The sequence below is a fragment of the Neptuniibacter sp. PT8_73 genome, from assembly GCF_047778045.1.
GTDB lineage: Bacteria > Pseudomonadota > Gammaproteobacteria > Pseudomonadales > Balneatricaceae > Neptuniibacter.
The window spans coordinates 3,703,726-3,723,277 of sequence record NZ_CP180545.1 but is presented as its reverse complement, the minus strand read 5'-3'; the positions used below and the strand labels follow the sequence as shown (position 1 = coordinate 3,723,277).

The 19,552-nt window shown below is 46.8% G+C and carries 13 protein-coding genes; 4 read left to right on the top strand and 9 right to left on the bottom strand.

Annotated elements, in window-relative coordinates:
* Positions 1-89: 89 nt before the first annotated feature.
* Both ACMXYN_RS17080 and rsd read right to left on the bottom strand, forming a co-directional pair.
* A complete protein-coding gene (locus ACMXYN_RS17080) occupies positions 90-1,067 on the bottom strand; it encodes a WD40 repeat domain-containing protein (protein WP_415892820.1) in 978 nt (325 codons plus the stop codon).
* 6 nt (positions 1,068-1,073) lie between these two features.
* The gene (gene rsd, locus ACMXYN_RS17075) at positions 1,074-1,544 is read right to left on the bottom strand and encodes a sigma D regulator (RefSeq protein WP_415889621.1); all 471 of its coding nucleotides are present in this window, start codon (positions 1,542-1,544) and stop codon (positions 1,074-1,076) included.
* A gap of 266 nt (positions 1,545-1,810) precedes the next feature.
* Here rsd and ACMXYN_RS17070 point away from each other — a divergent pair, with 266 nt between their 5' ends.
* Entirely contained in the window at positions 1,811-2,215 is a 405-nt protein-coding gene (locus ACMXYN_RS17070) for a flagellar basal body-associated FliL family protein (protein WP_415892819.1), read from the top strand.
* A gap of 73 nt (positions 2,216-2,288) precedes the next feature.
* Here ACMXYN_RS17070 and gshA read toward each other — a convergent pair whose 3' ends face one another.
* The 4 genes from gshA to pyk all read right to left on the bottom strand — a co-directional run bounded on the left by gshA (position 2,289) and on the right by pyk (position 9,851).
* Positions 2,289-3,854: a glutamate--cysteine ligase gene (gene gshA, locus ACMXYN_RS17065; RefSeq protein WP_415892818.1), complete on the bottom strand. Its 1,566-nt coding sequence runs from the start codon at positions 3,852-3,854 to the stop codon at positions 2,289-2,291.
* Between the two features lie 164 nt (positions 3,855-4,018).
* Positions 4,019-7,168, bottom strand: coding sequence for an efflux RND transporter permease subunit (locus tag ACMXYN_RS17060; RefSeq protein WP_415892817.1), 3,150 nt, complete (start codon positions 7,166-7,168; stop codon positions 4,019-4,021).
* A gap of 36 nt (positions 7,169-7,204) precedes the next feature.
* A complete protein-coding gene (locus ACMXYN_RS17055) occupies positions 7,205-8,182 on the bottom strand; it encodes an efflux RND transporter periplasmic adaptor subunit (RefSeq protein WP_415892816.1) in 978 nt (325 codons plus the stop codon).
* Between the two features lie 232 nt (positions 8,183-8,414).
* Positions 8,415-9,851: a pyruvate kinase gene (gene pyk, locus ACMXYN_RS17050; protein WP_415892815.1), complete on the bottom strand. Its 1,437-nt coding sequence runs from the start codon at positions 9,849-9,851 to the stop codon at positions 8,415-8,417.
* 180 nt (positions 9,852-10,031) lie between these two features.
* On the opposite strand from pyk, the gene ACMXYN_RS17045 reads away from it, so the two are divergent.
* Both ACMXYN_RS17045 and ACMXYN_RS17040 read left to right on the top strand, forming a co-directional pair.
* A complete protein-coding gene (locus ACMXYN_RS17045) occupies positions 10,032-12,299 on the top strand; it encodes an ATP-binding protein (protein ID WP_415892814.1) in 2,268 nt (755 codons plus the stop codon).
* A 19-nt stretch (positions 12,300-12,318) separates the two neighbouring features.
* Complete coding sequence (locus ACMXYN_RS17040; protein WP_415892813.1) at positions 12,319-13,683, top strand: sigma-54-dependent transcriptional regulator; 1,365 nt, start codon at positions 12,319-12,321, stop codon at positions 13,681-13,683.
* Positions 13,684-13,689: 6 nt separating this feature from the next.
* Here the strand turns inward: ACMXYN_RS17040 and ACMXYN_RS17035 are convergent, their stop codons facing one another.
* From ACMXYN_RS17035 to ACMXYN_RS17025, 3 genes are read right to left on the bottom strand one after another with little or no spacing between them, the layout of a single operon-like run.
* Positions 13,690-14,916, bottom strand: coding sequence for a hypothetical protein (locus ACMXYN_RS17035; RefSeq protein WP_415892812.1), 1,227 nt, complete (start codon positions 14,914-14,916; stop codon positions 13,690-13,692).
* Positions 14,909-17,260 (bottom strand): putative bifunctional diguanylate cyclase/phosphodiesterase, encoded by a 2,352-nt coding sequence (locus tag ACMXYN_RS17030; protein ID WP_415892811.1) that lies wholly within the window; start codon positions 17,258-17,260, stop codon positions 14,909-14,911. Before ACMXYN_RS17030 ends, ACMXYN_RS17035 begins: the two co-directional genes overlap by 8 nt.
* 18 nt (positions 17,261-17,278) lie before the next feature.
* Positions 17,279-17,938: a hypothetical protein gene (locus ACMXYN_RS17025; protein ID WP_415892810.1), complete on the bottom strand. Its 660-nt coding sequence runs from the start codon at positions 17,936-17,938 to the stop codon at positions 17,279-17,281.
* A gap of 354 nt (positions 17,939-18,292) precedes the next feature.
* Here ACMXYN_RS17025 and ACMXYN_RS17020 point away from each other — a divergent pair, with 354 nt between their 5' ends.
* Complete coding sequence (locus tag ACMXYN_RS17020) at positions 18,293-19,465, top strand: alginate export family protein (protein WP_415892809.1); 1,173 nt, start codon at positions 18,293-18,295, stop codon at positions 19,463-19,465.
* Positions 19,466-19,552 lie beyond the last annotated feature (87 nt).

The window sequence follows — 19,552 nt, the reverse complement described above, 5'->3', positions numbered from 1 at the left end:
AGTCTGAGTAGAACATTAAAAAGGCCGATGCTGTGAAGCATCGGCCTTTTTGTTGGGATTGTGTCCGGTTTTGAATAGGTTTAGTACGCCTATTTCAGCTCGTTCATGATGCCGTTTGAACCAACGGCATAATATTTACCCTGCCCAAACGCTACTGCGTAAACGCCTGCGTGAACTGGTCCGTACGGGTCACGTTTATGAATTCGCCATGTGCGAAGTTCTGCACCGCTTTTAACATCCCAAAGCTGCACTAGGCCCGCTGCTGTGCCGGTTAATAACTTGGAGTTATCTGGAGAAAAGCGCGCGCTCAGATAGCTTACGCGTTTTTGCAGTAGATCTTTGATGTTACTTAGAACATGTAGCTCTTTACCGCTATTCACGTCCCAGATTACGGCTTTATCTAAACTGCCAGCACTGAAGGCGTATTGAGTATTGGGAGAGATCGCGACTGTATCAACCACATTGCCAAATTCTAGTTCGCGTAACATTTCGCCGGTCTGCATGCTCCAAAGCTTGGCTTTGTAAGCATCAGAACCTGTTAGCGCCAGTGTGCCATCATCACTTAGGTCGACACTGCGCACGCGAGCTTCATGGCGAAGGGTGCGTTGGACGCCGCCGTTTTTGACATCAAAATACACAGCCGTGTGATCGGCTAGGCCAAGCAATGCAAAATCACCATTTGGGGAGAGATCCATCTGCATGATCTCTGCAGGGGAGCTCCAAAACCACTCAGGTTTGCCGGTTTTTACGTCCCAGAGGACGAGGTCTTGCTGATTGGCCGTAGCGGCATAGGTTCCCTCAGGAGAGAATGCCGTTGCTGCGATAATAGAAAAATCACCCTGTTTATGGTTCCAGTTGAACAGGCGCTCGTGATTGCTGCTTTGCCAAAGGCTACCGCCGTGGTTAAAAGAACCTATAACGCTATGGGAGCCATTTTCGGATAGGGCTGCGGAATATGCGCCGGTAAGTGCATATTCCTTCCATAAACTTGGGTCATCACCGCCACCGCAGCCAGTTAATCCGAGGACACTGCCAGCCAGTAGCAGTTTGTAAAACCCATAGCGCATTAATTTTTATCCTTCTACCGCTTCTCTGTGTGAAGTATGAAGCACGGCAATCATTTTATCTTCAAGTTCGAAACGTTCTTCCAGTGCTTCTCCAAGTTTAGATAAACGCTCGGAAAATTCACGGATCTGTTGCACTGTAGGATCAAGAAGATTATTAAAATCATCGTTAAAATCTAGCGCAATATCGGTGCTTACCTGAATTTTAGGTAGTAGTGACTGGCCTTCTTCAAGACTGCCATCATTGAAATCGCTGCCTTCCAATAGCAGCTGCTCATAGACCTCAAAGTGTCCAGAGGAGAGATAATCCATCAACGTCTGGCAAAAGCCTTGAGCCTTATTGTTAAGCTCTTCGTTGATGTGATGCTCAGGCAGATGGACAAATTGGCTGATCAGCATCTGACGTTCTTCAAGCCAAGAATCGATGATCTCGCTTACACCGCCCCAGCGCTCTTTAGCGTTTTTGCATTTCTCTAACATCCTGCGCTCCTTTCCTACCATGTAGACAGGGTTGGTAAATTCAATTGAAAGGTGATTTACCATTTCTATTTGTTAGTACCCTTTCGCTCATCATATTCCTAAGCTGATTCAGGGTGCAACCGTCCTTATGGTAAAAAATAGTTTTTTCGACCGCTTTGATATAGAACAGGCTCCTATGCAGTTAACTTTTTGTCTATCAGCCCCTGTTGAGGGTGGAAATAGCGCGCTATACTGCTGCTATTGAATACGAATGACTGAGGCGGAAAATGCTTAAGCGACTGGTTTTATTTATTTTTTTGGCTTTCTCTGTACAACTTTCTTGGGCGGAAGGTGATGAACAGAAGCCTGCTGATGACTATGTTAATTACATTGAATTAAAAGCGTTTGTAACCAATTTTGGTGGTGTAGGTAAAACGCGCTTCCTGAAATGTGAGGTAACGATTCAGGTATCAAGTGAAGCGGCGCACCATGCGGTAAACCATCATATGGCGCACATCCGTAATGATATTGTGTTTCTGTTAAGCGCTCAGACTGATGACACGGTTGGTACAGTCGAGCTGCAGCAAGAGCTAGCGAAGAAAGCACTGAAGAAAGTACAAAATATCTTGGTAGAAGAAGAGGGTGAAGGTTTCGTATCTGACCTGTTCTTTACTAGTTTCGTAGTGCAATAACACTATTCGAAAACAAAAAAAGCAGGCCACTTCGGTGTCCTGCTTTTTTTATGGGCGCAATATCGAGCGGTATTTAGTTCGCCATATAGTCCGCTAAGTAGTCATCAAAGTCTGGCTGATCAGCCGCTTCAATTTGCTGTTGTTCTACCAGAGAGCTTTGGCTTAGTTCTTCCAACATCGCTGCCATCTCTGTCGAAGGTGCTTCGGATAGAAGAACTTCTTTATGGCGTTGAGCTTGTTGCATCACAAAGTCACCGTGGTCGAAGTTCTGTTCCTGCATCTCTTTAAGTACTTGTGCAGATGGCGTTAGTTCAGGATCCAGCAACTTAGCTTTTTGGGCTTTAATTGCTTCGCTAAATTGACCGCTATTGTGTGCTTGATCAAACAGTGCTGCAGTTTTCTCCATTGCTGAGAGAAGCTCGATGCCCCAATCCTTCAAGGTAATCGTCTGATCGTTGTTGATTAGTGTCAGACCTGGCTCACGTCCACGAGTGACCACCTGCTGGTGGTTATCTTGAATCTGCTCACACTCAGCATTGCTGATCTCGCTGTCGTCCATCAGTAGGCAGGTTACCAAGAACAGATCTAAGAAATCGGCTTGGTTTTGATCGATACCTAGAGGTAGGAATGGATTGATATCGGTATTACGTACTTCGATATATTCCACGCCCTTAGACATTAGAGCATGGATCGGTTTTTCACCCGATTCTGTAACGCGCTTAGGGCGAATATCACTGTAATATTCGTTTTCAATCTGCAAAACATTAGTGTTTAGCTGTCGATATTCCCCATCTACTTTGACGCCGATCTCTTCGTATTGCTGATAAGGCGTACGTATCGCGCTCTCTAGAGATTTTGCGTAGGTATCTAGATGGTTAAAGCAGATATTTAGGCTAGCTTGAGCTTTGTTGGAGTAGCCAAGATCGCTCATACGCAATGAAGTCGCATAAGGCAGATACAGCGTGCCTTTGCCCATCTCTTCTAGGTTGTGCTTCTTACCTTTTAGGAATGAGCTACATAACGCTGGAGATGCTCCAAAGAGATAGATCAGTAGCCAAGAATAACGACGGAAATTTCTGATCAGGCCGAAATATGCAGCTGATCGGAAATCTTGTAGTGACAGTTCACTGCCTGAAAAACTGTGATAAAGCGGCCAGAATGCTTCAGGGAGTGAGAAGTTGTAATGAATACCGGCAATTGTCTGCATCACTTTACCGTAGCGATGCTCCAAACCTACGCGGTAGATGTATTTCATCTGACCGACGTTAGATGAGCCGTAACGAGCGATCGGGATCTCTTTCTCTGGCGGCAACAAGCATGGCATGCTGGCCGGCCAGATCTGCTCTTTATCGAGTTTCTGATAGGTATAGCGATGAAGATCTGCAAGGAAGTTCAAGGCATCAGAGGATTTCTCGAAAACGGGCGTAATAAATTCCAGTAACGCTTCCGAATAATCTGTGGTGATATGAGCGTGAGTGAGAGCCGAACCCAGAGCTTGCGGATGAGATGTTTGAGCTAATCTGCTTTGATCATCAACACGTAAGCCTTCCTTTTCTATACCGTGTTGTAGCTGGGTTAGCAGCCCAGAATGGCCTGCTTGGTTAAGCCAATCTAGCTTTTGTTCTAGTGCTGAAGACAAAAGTCGATCCTTAAAGTCACTCGTTGAGGGGCAACATTATAATTGAGGGAATATTAAATTGCTGCAACGAAACAGTTAGTTTGCGCTTTCGACCTAAAATGCCCCAATTAATTCAATCCGACTCGCTACGTTATCAGATTAGGAGCCATTATTGGCCCCTCTGATTATGCGGCTTCTTCTGTTTTCTGCTTGCTAAAACGTTGTTGCAACTGGAACCAGCAGATTAGCAAACATGGCAAGAAGCCAAGGGTGATGATCACAGAGAACAGGATCCCCATCATCACCACGATACCGACACCTCGATACAGCTCGGTACCCGCGCCTGGAATGAAGACCAAGGGGGCCAATCCAAATACGGTTGTGACTGTGGACATCAGAATCGGCTTGAGTCGCTTGGCGACGGCTTGGTTAACCGCGTCTACGATAGAGGTTTTGCCTAAGTGTAGGTTATCCCGCGCTTGGCAGACGATTAGGATTGGGTTGTTAACTACGGTCCCGAGAAGGATTACAAAACCTAGCATAGTGATCATATCGAAGGCTTGATAGAAGCCCTGCAAGCCGGTTTGTTGCAGAAGTTCACCGAGCATATTGGCAGCGACTAAACCGACAACGCCACCTGCGATGCCTAAAGGCACGGTGGTGAGGATAAGGCTTGGATAACTCCAGTGGGATAAAATGACGACTAGCAGTAGGTAGATCAGTAATGCCGCGACGATAAAGTTATTAAACAGTGCGGTTTGGGTCGCATCCAGTTGATCAGCAGCACCGGAAATGCTGATGCTAACTTTCGGTAGGATTTCACCTTCTGCCTTCATCATAGGAATTAATTCGGTTCGTACTTTTTCGACCGCCGTTTCTAGTGCCACGGTTGGTGGTGGCAGTATGTAAACGGAGACGGTACGACGACCTTCGATACGACGAATATCTTCACTTGCGACGGTCTCTTTAATCTCGGCCAATGCTGATAGAGGGAGAACACCGCCACCCGGAACTGAAATTGGAGTTTGGCTGAGTAGCTCAATGCTCTTTGCTGCATTGAGTTGGCTGTAGAGCAGCATATCGACTTTCTTGTCGCCATCGATAAATTCACCGACATAAGCGCCATCACTGAACGCCGCCACTGCGATACCGAAATCTTCGGCTTTGATCCCTAGCTCAGCCAGTCTTTGCCACTTCGGTAAAATCTGGATCAGTGGTTGATCTAAAGATAGGGATTTTGGTTCTGAATCCAAGCGTGGGTTATCAAACATCTCTTTTGCGCGAGTCATCACATTTTGCGCAGTAGAGAAGAGTGCTTGTTGATCGGCACCAGAAACGTTTAGCACTACAGTACGGGTACCGCCTTGGTTACTAGAGATGATCGAACCTCGTGATGAAAAGGCGCGCATACCCGGATAGCTGGTAAAGAGTTGGGTAATCTCCTTCATCATCGGGTCTAAGTGGTCATAATCTTTAGGTTCGCTCAGTAACCACACTGAACCAGAGCCAATATAGAGCAAGTAATAACGCAGAGCAGGAATCATCCCTTGTTCTGGAGTGTAGTCTTCCGGTTGCTGTTGTACGGCTAGATCGACTTTTTCTTTAACCTCGGCGCCAATCTGCGACATCTCTTTATGGCTGTAACCAGCAGGGGCAAACATCATCGAAAATGATTTTGGCTCTTCACCTTCGGGCAGATATTCAGCCGCTGGCATAAATGCAATGGCTAAGCCCAAGGTTGCGAAGGTGCTCAACGCGATGACGGTTATTCGGCGTTTAAAGCCATCATTTAGCCAAGCGATCAGCTGCATGATTTTGCCTTGCTGATATTGCTTATCGCCTGACTTAGTCGATAAGCCAAAAAAGGCGCAGGCAGATGGCACTACAAACAGTGCAAACAGCATAGAAGCTAAGATCGAGGCGGAGACGGTAATTGCGATATCAGAGTAGAGTTGCCCGGCTTCTTGCTCGACAAAAAAGATCGGCGTAAACACTAGAACAGTCGTGGCACTGGAGGCGATGACAGCCGTCCAAACCTCTCTTACCCCAGCTATAGCTGATTCAACACGATCCATTCCTTGGCGCAGTTTCTGCTCGATGCTTTCGAGTACTACGATGCTGTTATCGAGAGTCATACCGATTGCGAACGTAATACCCGCTAAAGAGATAACGTTGATACTGCGGCCAAACATCATTAAGCCGATAAACGCGGCGATGGTACAAACAGGGAGGCCTAGCAGGCAGAAAAGCGTCGCGCGGCCAGAGCGCATAAACACATACAGGACAAGGCTAGCTAATAGCGCACCTAAGCAGAGGTTCAGTACCACGCTTTTGATAGAGGCTTCTACATAGCGAACATCGTCGCCGATCTTCTCAATGCGCATGCCGTTTGGCTGCAGGACATCGCGGCGAAGTTGCTCGACTGCTTTCAGCATATCCTCTTTAATTTGAATAACATTGGCGCCGGGTTCACGACGAACCCCTAAAGTGATCGCTCGCTCACCTGCTACATAAGCCGCACCGTTAGTTTCATAGTGATCGAGTTTGATGTTTGCAACATCTTTCAGGTAAGTACTAACGCCATTTTCGTGGCGAATAATAAGGTTACTTAGCTCTTCTAAATCGTTGAAGCGACCTTGGGTGCGAAGTAGATAGCGGCGTTTACCCTCTTCAATATCGCCAGCAGAAATATCCCGATTACGTGTTTGGATAGCACTTTTAACGTCAGCCATGCTTAGGCCGCGTTGGGCAAGTTGGTCCGGCTCAATATGGATCTGAATTTGGCGCTCGGTTTTCCCGCGCATAGATACTTGTGAAACCCCCGGAACCCTTTCCATCACCGGACGTACCTGACGATCAATAAAATCGCTAGTCATATCCATATCGAGGTTAAATGGATTGCCCGCTTCAGGCACCACCGAGAAATAGAGGAAGGGGTTAGCAGAAAAGGAGCTGATTCTTACGCTAGGTTGATCGACATTGTCAGGGTAGCCCGCCACTTGATTAAGCGCGTTGGTGACCTTGATCATCGCCTGATCAAGGTTGGTTTTGGGTGGAAACTCCAGAATGATCTCGGCTTTACCCGTGGATGCGACCGATTCCATAAAGGCGAGGTTTGGCAAGGTGCGTAGATGACGTTCCTGCTCTAACAAGATCTCTTGTTCTATATCTCTAGGTGTTGCCCCGGACCAGTGGGTCTCAATCTCAATCACTTGTGCATCTAGATCAGGGATCATCTGCACCGGCATCTTTAGGCTAGCGACTACGCCTAACAAACAAAGCATCAATACCAGAACGGCCAAAAGGCGGCCTTGTTGAATAATTGCTCCTAGCATGGGCAACTTATTCCTCTATAGAATCTTGTGAAAACCTTAAGGTTGCAGCGAGACTTCTGCGCCTTCGCGTAATAGCTCGTTACCGCGTATAACAACCTGATCATTGGCATTGATCCCTTTAATGATCTGGATCTTGTCGCCTTTGATCTTGCCTAATTCCACCGGTTTACGTGCAGCTTTACCGTCCACCACGATAAATACGCTGTTACCGTCATCGGCGTGATGCAAAATGGCATCGCGCGACACCATTACTACGTTTTGTTCTTGGGAAAAGTTAAGCGCCAGCTTCGCTGATGTGCCTGGTAGTAGTAGCGGGTTCGCTTGAACGGGTTTAAAGCGGGTTAGAAAGGTTCTGCTTTGCTGCGAGCCCACTGGCACTACTGTTTTTACCGAGCCTTCAATCGCGGTATTAGGGGCAGTGTCTGGATAGATGGTAATGGTTGTGATCTCCTGCATACGACCGAAATAGGCTTGCGGGATCTGTACGTCCAAGAGAATTTTATCTAGAGAGACCAGAGTCACTGCTTGATTGCCGCTGCTTAGCCATTCCCCTTTCTCGGTTTGCTTAGCGGTGATGATGCCGGCAAATGGTGCAAGCAATTGGTGCTGGCCTAACTCATGCTGGAAGCGTTCTTGTTCAGCTTTGGCAGCGGAAAGGTTTGATCGAGCGACATCGCGGGCCACTCGAAGAGAGATCAGCTTATTTTGCGCGATATGTTTTTTCTTGCGCAGAAGCTCACCCTCTTTCAACTGACGGTAAGCTTCATTTAGCTGAGTTTGAGCTGATGTTGTCTGCGCTTTGGATTTGAGCAGGTTCTGGCGGGTAATTTCATCATCTAGGTTTAGAATCAGATCATCTTTTTTGACCTGACTGCCAATATCCACGCTTAGGTTTTTGACGATCCCTTCTGCGGCTAAGGACAGATTTGCTGATAGTTCTGCTTTCAGAGTGCCATGCAGCGTTAGTGTTTCTTCAAAAGGCTCTGCTATAGCAGTTTCAACACGTACGGGCATCGCTTTCGAATACGCCAGCGTAGGGATAAAAAATAGAATAGCTAACAGGGCTGAAACAGCCTTGTTTCTGGATAAAGTCCGCAGTGGGGTGGGGAACATGTGACAGTTACTCTCACTCAAAACCTGTGCAACTGATAAATTAAAATCAATTGCTGGGTAACTGCAACTGTATATACACTTTTTTACATTCAGAAAAGTTTGAGGGGAGGTAAATACTTCCCCTCATCATGGCTTATTGAACCGCTAAAACCTGCATAGAGTTGGTGCCGCCATCTTCACCGAGGGATGCCCCGCGGGTGAGGATAACAAGATCGCCAGTTTCTAGAAGGTTACGAGCTTTAAGGCCCGCCAGAATCTCTTCGTTTAGCTTCTCTTTTTCGATCTGTGTCGCATCGAAGAAGATCGGTTCTACACCACGGTACAGTGCCGTACGGCGCATAGTGCGTTCATTGCGTGTTACTGCAAAAATCGGCAGACCTGAACGGATACGTGACATCCACAGCGGAGTGGAACCCGACTCGGTTAAGCAGATGATTGCCTTAACACCCAACAAGTTATTCGCCGTGTACATTGCTGAACGAGCAATTGTTTCATCGAAACGTTCCAGCTTTTGCGTGATGTTGGTTGGAGCAGGGCGAGACAACTGATGTTTCTCAGCGCCTTGGCAGATCGAGGTCATGGACTTAACCACCTCCACTGGGTGCTGACCAGCCGCTGTTTCAGCAGATAACATCACCGCATCGGTGCCATCTAGAATCGCATTAGCGACGTCGAACACTTCAGCACGGGTCGGCATAGAGTTTTCGATCATGGTTTCCATCATCTGTGTCGCAGTGATCACAAAACGATTGAGCTCACGAGAACGTTTGATCAGGTGCTTTTGCACCCCAATTAGCTCGGCATCGCCAATCTCTACGCCTAGATCGCCACGGGCTACCATAATGCCGTCACAGGCTAAGATAATCTCATCCAGTGCTTCGTTGCTGGCTACGGTTTCGGCACGTTCTACCTTAGCGATAATCTCAGCGCGGCTACCCGCGTGATCCAGTAGTTCACGTGCTTCGTGTAGATCAGCGGCGCTACGAGGGAAAGAGACCGCAATATAATCCATATCGATATCGCCAGCGACTTTAATATCGCGACGGTCTTTCTCTGTCAGAGCTGCTGCGGATAAACCACCACCTTGGCGGTTAATACCTTTGTTGTTGGAAAGTGGACCGCCGATGATTACTTCGGTTTCGATACGGGAGTCATTGACCGCAGTGACTTTCAACTGAACGCGGCCATCATCGAGTAAAAGGATATCGCCGGCTTGGCTATCTTCTGGTAATGCTTTGTAATCGATACCGACTTGGGTTTGGTCGCCATCTTCATTACCCAGTTCTGAATCCAGAACAAATGTATCGCCTGTTTCTAGTTGGATCTTGGTGTCTTTAAATCGTGCGATACGAATTTTAGGTCCCTGTAGGTCGCCTAAAATTGCGATAGATAAACCCAGTTTACGTGCTGCTTTACGGACCTCACTGGCACGACGGCGATGGTCATCCGCGCTACCGTGGGAGAAATTTAGGCGAACAGTGTTTACGCCGTTTCTTAAAATATCTTCCAAAACACCAGGTTCATCGGTGGATGGACCCAAGGTTGCTACAATTTTGGTTCGTTTCAGCATAAGAGTTAATAGTCCCTTCTTCAGGTTACGCAAATAATATAGTTATGTATTAATACTCTTCGCCATGTTTGGCGTTCAAGAATATATACCTTAGTATAGAGCGACTATGTTAACGAAATTAAGTATTTCTTTTGCAGTTACGTTAATAAAAGCCCTTTTTGCACAGACAGGCTAGGTTTTATGCCACAGACTCAATCACTTCGCTGGCGTCAGTATCGGCTGCTTTTCTTTGTCGTACTGGCTTTTGCATTCCTGTTAGTGGTTGGGCAAATTACATTTCTAAGTCAATCTCAAGGCTATCAAACCCTGCAACAGCGCTCCGGTGCCGATCTCAATCGTTACCTGTTGAGTCTGCAGCAGAAGCTCGATCGTTATAAAGACCTCCCCGCGTTACTTTCATCGCACTCAAAATTAGTAGAAGCCTTAGCTAAGCCAGAAGATGCGTTTCTTTCAGGTCAGGCCAGTGTCTATTTAGAATCAGTGAATAATTCGATTCATGCGACAGATGTGTATCTGATGGACAAGTATGGGACGGCGATTGCCTCGAGTAACTGGGCGGAAGCGCACTCTTTTATGGGGAAAAATTACGCTTATCGTCCTTACTTTCAAGATGCGATTAAAGGCAAGCCTGGCCGCTATTTCGCGTTGGGTTCAGTATCGAATCGACGAGGTTACTATTTCTCATACCCTGTTTATCTGCGTAGCCAGATTATTGGGGTCGTGGTTGTAAAGATAGACCTCAACGAAATTGAATCAGATTGGACCGATCCTGATCTGGACATTCTAGTGACCGATGAAGATGGTGTTATCTTTATCTCGACAAGGGAAGATTGGAAATTTCGAACCCTACATCCACTGACCAAAGATGATATCCAACGTATATCTGAGAGCTTGCGCTATGGTGATCATGCTTTAACGGCACTCGAGATTATTTCGCGTGCACCACAAGATAATGGTGCGACTTTGATTACGCTGGTGGATGGTAAGCGAATTAAAAACCAAGCCCTCGATGGCATCCGACCGCGGGAATTTCTTCTGCAAAGTAGAGAATTACCCGATAGTGGCTTAACCGTGGTGGTTTTAGCCAGTACAAAGGCGGTTAAAGTGCGGATGTTCTATACCGCTCTGACTGCAGGCTTTATCTTCCTCGCGTTAATCTTGTTGGTGTTAGTGTTACTGACACGCCAGCGTATCACTCGTGAACGCGCACGCTTTAAGCTGAAAGAAACACAAGCGCTGGAAGCGAGCGAGCAGCGTGTACGTGCCATCATTGATAACACTCAAGCGGGTCTGATCACGTTGGATGATCAGGGTCGGATTGAAAGTCTGAACTTGATGGCGGAAAAACTGTTTGGTTATGACGAACAGGAGGTGAGGAGTAAATACTTTAGTAAACTCCTCTCCCAGAACGATCGTGCACTCTGTTGGCAGCACTTAACAGCCCCAGACAGTGATCGCCAGCAAGAACTGTATACCGAGGCACAAGGGCTGCGCAAAGATGGCTCTGAGTTCCCAATTGAACTGATTATCGGTCATATGGATTATGGCGTGGTGAAACGTTTTATCGTCACCATTCACGATATTACTCAGCGTAAACAGTACGAAGAAGAGTTAAAACGTGCGCGAGAGTTGCTAGAACATAGGGTTGCAGCGCGTACTGAAGATCTTACCAATGCCAACCTTAAATTGCGTGACGAAGTCGCGAAGCACGAGAATACCCAAAATGAGCTGATCCAGACAGCGAAGTTGGCGGTGCTTGGTCAGATGTCTGCGGGTATCAATCACGAGCTGAATCAGCCGCTAACGGCTATCCGCACTTATGCAGATAATGCCAAAGCCTTTATGGAGTTGGGAAAAACCGAACCAGTAGAGAAGAACCTAAGCGAAATTAGTGGCTTGACCGAACGTATGGCTAAGATCATTCACCCACTGAAAGAGTTTTCGCGTAAAACGACAGGTGGTGTAGAGCCGGTCTGTCTTAAAAATGTGCATGATGGCGCGATGTCGATCATGTATGGCCGTTTGAGCAAGATCGATGCTGAAGTGAATTGGCCATCTGATCTGGAACGGATCTATGTGCTCGGCGATACCGTGCGTTTGGAGCAGGTCTTGGTCAACCTGATCAGTAATGCGCTGCAAGCGATGGAACATCAGACCAAACCGGTTGTGGATATCAGCTTGTCGGAACAAGACCAACAGATCAGCCTTAATGTGCGAGACTTCGGCCCGGGTATACCGTCGCAGGAGTTGAATCGTGTATTTGAACCTTTCTACACCACTAAAAAAGCGGGTCAGGGTTTAGGACTGGGTTTGTCGATCTCTCACCGTATTATTGAAAGTATGGGCGGGGAGCTGGCGGTCTCAAATCATGCTCAAGGTGGAGCCGTGTTCCGTATTTGCTTACCTAAAGCCGAGCAGCCTGATAACCTTAATAACACGATTGGTTGATTAAGAAATGGAAAGCCGCATGAGTGAGAATAGGTTATTGCCCATTCTTTTAGTGGATGATGAAGAACATATTCGGTTAGCGGCTGGACAGGCCCTTGAATTAGCGGGCTATGAAGTGACAGCCGTTGAAACGGCTGAGCAAGCTTTCGCTATTATTCAGGACGATTGGCCAGGTATTTTAATTACCGATATCAATCTGCCGGGCATGGATGGCCTTGAGTTGATGAAGCAGGTGGTTAATCTCGATGCCACTTTACCAGTGATCCTGATTACCGGTCATGGTGATATCACTATGGCGGTGGGTGCTATGCGAGATGGCGCCTACGACTTTATCGAAAAGCCTTTCTCTTCAGACCTGATGTTAGACGTGGTGCGCCGAGCGATTGAGAAGCGCAATCTGGTTGTCGAAAACCGCCGTCTTAAGTTAGAGTTGGAAGCGCAGAGCGCGCCGGGCCCGCGTATTATCGGGAATACCTCGATGATCGCCCAAGTGCGTGGTTTAGTGCATGCAATTGCGGATACCCCCGCTGATATTCTGATCTTGGGTGAAACCGGTACAGGTAAAGACCTGATGGCCCGTTACATCCATGAACATAGCCATCGCCGCGATCAGAATTTTGTCGCGATTAACTGCGGTGCTGTACCCGAAAATTTGATCGAATCTGAACTCTTTGGCCACGAAAAGGGCGCGTTTACCGATGCCAAAGCACGTCGAATTGGTAAATTTGAACATGCGAATGGCGGTACGCTTTTTTTAGATGAGATCGAAAGCATGCCGATGACCTTGCAGATTAAATTACTGCGAGTCTTGGAAGAGCGTGCAATAGAGCGCCTTGGTGCCAACGAAGTCATTCCGCTCGATCTTCGCGTCATCGCAGCAACTAAGGTAGATCTACGTGAGGCTGCCGAACAGGGGAGTTTCCGAGAAGACCTCTATTACCGTCTGAATGTTGTGCGAGTGGATATCCCGCCGCTACGTGAACGACGTGAAGATATAAGCCTGTTGTTCCAGCACTTCTCATTGATTGCTTCCTCCCAATATGGTCGAGAGGTGCCGCTGTTATCGGCTGAACGTATGCACAGTTTGATGACCCATGATTGGCCGGGCAATGTCCGTGAACTTCGCAATCTGGCAGAGCGCTATGTGCTTTTGGGTGAAAGTTGTACATTCGACTTTGAGAATAAACCGATCACCGAAAGCGATGGCTACAGCAATATGAGCCTGCCGGATAAAGTCGAGCAGTTTGAAAGCATGTTGATTCAGGCTGAGCTTGCGCGTTGCGCAGGTTCCATCAAAGAGACATTAACTAGCCTTGGGTTACCGCGAAAAACCTTATACGACAAAATGAAGAAGTACGGGTTGGATAAGAAAGATTTTAAATAATTGGACTTAAAAATAGTAACGGAGCGCTACTTGGAGTTGGCGTTCTAACTGCTTCGGGTCATCTTGGTTGTACGCTCTTGCAGCTCTAGTGCTATTTATCCAATTGAATTCATTCAACAAAAACCACTGGCGGTTTAGGCGATAACGGTAGCTAAGGGTAAAAGCTTTACCGTATTCGTCATTGTTGTCGCCAATCGTCTGATCTAGATCTGTAACCGAAAACTCTTCTAGGCGAGTCGATACTCGATGAGGGCCGTTTCGCCAGCTTAAGGTTAGATAGGCGCTACGGTAATCGTTATCGACCACATTCTCGCGTTGTGGCGATTGCATTAGCGTTGAGCCCTGCATCAACTGACCCATTAGGCTCCACTGTTTATCGATCTGCCAGCGAAAGCCGGTATAGGCAAACCGAGTCTCCCAGCCATATTGTCCGTCCTCAATCATATAAGGGGTGGCATTGTTATCGTAGTAACCTGCTTGCAGAAGTAGTTTCTTTTTCAGCTTATATTCGGCATTTAAAAAGTAGCCAAGGCGGTCATCGCCTTCATGAAAAGGGTCTGACTCTTTTGCTTGATCTGTAAGCAGAGTCGTTTGCGCAGGGGTCTGTGGCACAGGAAGGCCTTCGCCGATAACGGATTGGCGACTGCTAAGCGTCCAACCATGCCAAGACAGCATCGCGCCAGCGGTATCGTTAAAACCAAATAAACCTGTGTTGAGCTTTAAATCGTAATCGGCCTCTCTGAACTTTCCTAACCACTCTGCCGTATATTCTACGCCGGTGGTGCGTACTTCTTCGCCGATCCAGCTGTTCATCGTTGAAGAAGTCAGTGTATTAGCGGGTGACCAAGCAGTGGCTCTGTTCTCTAATGATATGGGTGGGTAAAAAGTACCGACGCGGGCACTGTGTCGAATCCCACTGTCACTGGGAAGGCCTGAGTATTTGAAGAAAACCTCAGTCAGCCCAACTTCGCTTTTTTCATCATCGACAAAGCTGTTCCCTACGACAACAAAACTGAGCTGGTCACTCAAACCTAGCTTTAAGTTGAGGCCTAGCTGCCCGAGAGATAGATCGCCGCCGGGTGAGTTTTGGAGCTTGCCGAATTGACCGCTGACATAACTAGGTTCACCAGAAGAGTGGCTGGCTCGGATATCAACGAGTCCTTTCAAATCTACATCAATTGCATGTACAGGCAGAGATAAAAGCGTCAATGCTGTAAGCCAGCGACTATCCATGTAAAACCTTTGTGATCGAAGACGGGTTGTACTCCGATTCTAGCAGCCAACTGCTAAGTTCGCTTGCTGGTTGAGGTCGGCTGATGAAATAGCCCTGTGCTAAATCACAGTCATGTTGTTCTAACCATGTCAGAGTTTCTTGATCTTCGATTCCCTCAGCGACAACCGTTAGTCCCATATCATGAGCCATACGAATTGTGGATCTAACAATGATCTGGTCATCACTGCTCATATGCACTTTATCGACAAATGAGCGGTCTATTTTTAGCTCGGAGACCGGCATCTGTTTTAGCTGAGCTAGTGATGAGTAACCTGTACCGTAGTCATCAATCGACAGTTTGATCCCTTGATCTTTTATTTCGCAGAGCATTTTAATTGCGCTCTCTGGATCACTCACGACGGCACTTTCCGTTACTTCTAGGGAGAGTGAGTTTTGTGGCAGTTGATGTGTTTTCCAAATCCCTTTCAGAGAATTTATCAACTGTTGGTTTTTCAGGTTTTCCGCAGAGATGTTCACCGCGATAGACAGATGTAGCCCTATTTCTGCCCAAGCCTGATATTGTCGAGCGGCTTCATTCATTACCCAATTGCTGAGAGCATCGATCTGGCCTGTTTGCTCAGCGATAGAGATAAAGGAATCGGGTGGAATCATGCCCTGAATCGGATGCTGCCAACGAACTAGTGCTTCCAGTTGATGGATTTTTCCGGTTTTAAGATCGAGCTTAGGTTGATAGAACAAACATAGCTGGTCTTCAGCTATAGCCACCTTAAGGTCATTTACTAAGCTTAAGCGGCGGTTGGCATCGGCATCCATTTCTGGGAGATATTGCTGGAAGCTTTGTTGTGCTTTCTTACCATGGCTCAGTGCTGTATCAGCTTTTTGCAGCAATGTTTGTGGATCGTCGGCATCTTCAGGCACGCGGGCAAAGCCAACCTGTAGCTGTAAGTGCAGTAGGGTGTCTTCACCACAGAGAGGGTCATCCATTACTTGCTCAATTTTTTGCTGCCATTGCACCAGCTCGTTCAGTGTCGAACACTCGATCAACATGGCGAATTCGTCACCATCTAAGTGGAAGGTTTGGCTGGCACCGTTGAGCTTCAACAGGCGTTTACCTACTTCTTTAATCATCATATCGCCAATCTGGTAGCCAAGCGTGTCGTTGACGGTGCGTGTGCGACGAATATCCAGATGGAGAAGGCTAAAGAAAGTGTCTTTTTGCTGCAGCAGAGTGTCTAAAGTTTCGAGTAGGGAGAAACGGTTTGGGAGATTGGTCAGGCTGTTATGCTTGAGCTGGTGGCTGATCTTTTGCTCTCGCACTAAGACCGCTTGTTGCATCTGATTAAACTCTTTTGCAAGCTGCCCCATCTCGTTCTTTTCACTGATATCTACACTGCTGTCATAGTTTCCTCGCGCAATATATTGGGCTTGGCGTACTAGTTTTCTGACCGGTTGGGTGATGCTTCCTGCGAGGAGGTAGGCAGCTAACATGGTAATCGCCACCATACCTCCTTCAAGCGCTAATAGGTGCCACCAGTTCTCTTGTAGGGTTTCCAGTAAGTTAGAACGAGATCCAAAAATTGTTACTTGCAGAGGACTTTTACTAACCATACCTACTTCAATCTGGGTAGCGAAAAGGTGGTCTGGTACCCGATTTTCAATAACAGCTAAACCCTGCTGGCTCGGTGCGTGAGGATGGCTTGTCGGGATTGCAGCAGCAATGGCGCGCCATTGGCTATCCTCCTGCTGCAGCATAAATTCGATACTCAGCCCCGTAATATCAGCAAAGTTTTGCGCTAGGGTGGTATTGATCTGATAGCCATAGCCGATCCAGCCGACGATCTGTTGTCCACTTTTTAACGGTGCAAAACTGAGTTGGTATAACTCCGCTTCTTGCTGGTAAAGTTTGGTGAACGTGCCATCTGCGTCAAACCAGTGTGATGAAGGGAACGGTTGGCCTTGTTCGGGACCTAAACGGATTTTTTCATTTGGATTGCGGCGGATAAGTTGGCCGATAATCGAGAATTCTTGGTCGACAGCGATCGCTATATCGGCATCAATACGCTTACGGTGGTTATTCAATGCAATCAGAAAACTGCGTTGGTCAGCCCCAAATACCTCTTTCAAACCAAAGTCTTTAGCCGCCGTTTCTGCGAAGGCTTGGAGATAGTAGTTTCGTTGTTGATATAGGGTGTCAAAAACGGAGACAGCGGCATTGAGCCGAGATTGGATCTGGACATCGCCTTGCTTATTATTGGCGTCGTAAACCATCCACAGCGATGCTGCTTGAGCCACCATTAATAAGGCGACAAAGAATATAAATATTTTGGTCTTTAAACTGCCCATGGTCAGTTCATCCAATTATTAGTATTCATCCAAAAATTCGAAGTCTTCTTCGTCAGCCTTTGGCTGTATTTCGTAGAAGGTTTCGCTTAATTGCCAGGTCAGTGATTGGTTTTGGCTAATGTCCACTATCTGGGTTAATCGATTATTTTCCGCTTTTAACTGCGGATGCCATAAGGTTAGGCGATATTTACCCAAGTGGTGAAGATCGAATGAAACAGAGCCGGTTTTAGTCGTTTTGGCAAAATAAGGTGTATCGACGATCAGTATAAAACCGCTCATCCAATCATGGATGTTACAACCCATAGCGACCGTTTCAGTGGATGAGTCGGGCTCGAACGCCTCTAGGGCCTTGGATTCGCCTGATTTCAGTTTAAAGGAAAAACGGTTTGGGCCGGAGATCGAGTAGATATGGTGGGTAAAGTCATCTTTATTACTGAACTGTACCTCATCTTGGCGTTGCATCACTGTAATATGTGGTGCGAATGCGCGATCTTTTTGTGTGATCTCGATTTTCTTACGTTCGATTTTCGGTGCCGGCTGATCTAAAGGTTCTGCATAGAGCACGATGGAATCCACCCCTGATTTATCCGGGTTGAGAACCGTTACGTCCAATATGGCAGCGCTAGTTTGTGAGGCTGTAAAAATGGCAAAGCTAGCGACGATGGCACGTATATACACTGCGATTCTCCAAAATGGGTTCCGTTTCCTTAAGAATGACTCATTTCAGAAAAATAGGTTCCTTAATTCTTTATAACGCACTCAAAAAATTACACCTAATGGATAGGGGCTTAAGATTTTTGTAGTAAATGCCCTTTCAAAATGTCGGATCAATTCTGGACAATCCTGCACTAACTCGGTGTTGCAATTATCTTTTTTGCTGCACTGCAAAAAAGCAGGTGCTAATTTAGGTGGTTTAAAAGTGTGCAAATTTAACATTTTTAACGCTTTTTGAGCCTATTTTTCTCAAAACATACCTGTTGGCATAAGCGTTGCTCCAGCACTAGCAATCATTTTGTGAGTTAGGAGTAAACAATGAAGCAACTACCGTCTAAGTTGTTGTTAGCCACGGCTATAGCAGCTATATCTACCCCATCAGCCTATGCCGCTGAGTCTATTGCTGAAGCATTTCAAAATGGTGAAACCTCAGTGAGCTTCCGTCTACGTTATGAAGATGTTGAAGATGATTCTGCTGCTGAAGATGCGAATGCTTTGACGTTAAAGTCTCGATTAACCTTTAAAACAGATGAATTCAAATCTGTATCAGCCTTGGTGGAAGTGGATGATGTAACTGAACTAGACGATGTCGAGTACAACGACGGCGTCAACGGCATGGAAACAAAAACGAAAATCGTTGACCCTGAAGGCACAGAAGTAAACCAAGCGTATTTAGCATTTACAGGTCTGTCTGATACCACAGTTAAGGTTGGTCGCCAGCGTATCCTTTTAGATAACCAGCGTTTTGTTGGTGGTGTAGGCTTCCGTCAGAACGAGCAGACTTACGACTCGCTATCGTTTAAAAATAACTCTCTGGCCGATACTGAGGTGTTCTACGCTTACATCAATGATGTTCATGGGATTACGGGTGCGGACAGCAAGCACGAGACGCACTTGTTTAACGTGAAATATAAAGGTCTGCCATTTGGGGCTTTAACAGGTTACTACTACAACTTTGAGGAAGACAAAGTTGATGGCTATGACCTAGAAACCTACGGCGTTCGTTTTAGTGGTTCTCAAGATGCCGGTGATACCAAGCTTCTATACACAGCTGAGTACGCGACACAGGATAATGGCACGACTGACCCTGATTACTATCTGTTAGAGGGTGGCGTGGAGTTCTCTGGTGTAACGACCAAGCTAGGTTATGAAGTTCTTGGCGCTGATGGCGGTGTGGCATTTAACACCCCATTAGCCACTAAGCATAAATTCCAAGGTTGGGCCGACCAGTTCTTAGCGACACCTGCAGATGGCATTGAAGATCTGTATGTCAGCGTCGGTACTAAATTTGCGGGCGTTAAACTACTTGCGGTTTACCACGATTATGAATCTGAAGACACAAGCGTTGATTTAGGCTCTGAATGGGGCTTTGTTGCGGCTAAAAAGTTTGGCAAAAACTACGGCTTAAGCCTGAAGTATGCTGACTATGAAGCAGGAGATACTGGAACAGATAAGAGTAAACTGTGGCTAACAGCTACAGCACAATTCTAAAGTTGTATCCTCAACTGCCCGAGTAGTGACGGGTGAGATATGATGGAGCGATCCCCTCTCGCTCTATTAAAAAAGAAGCCGCCATAT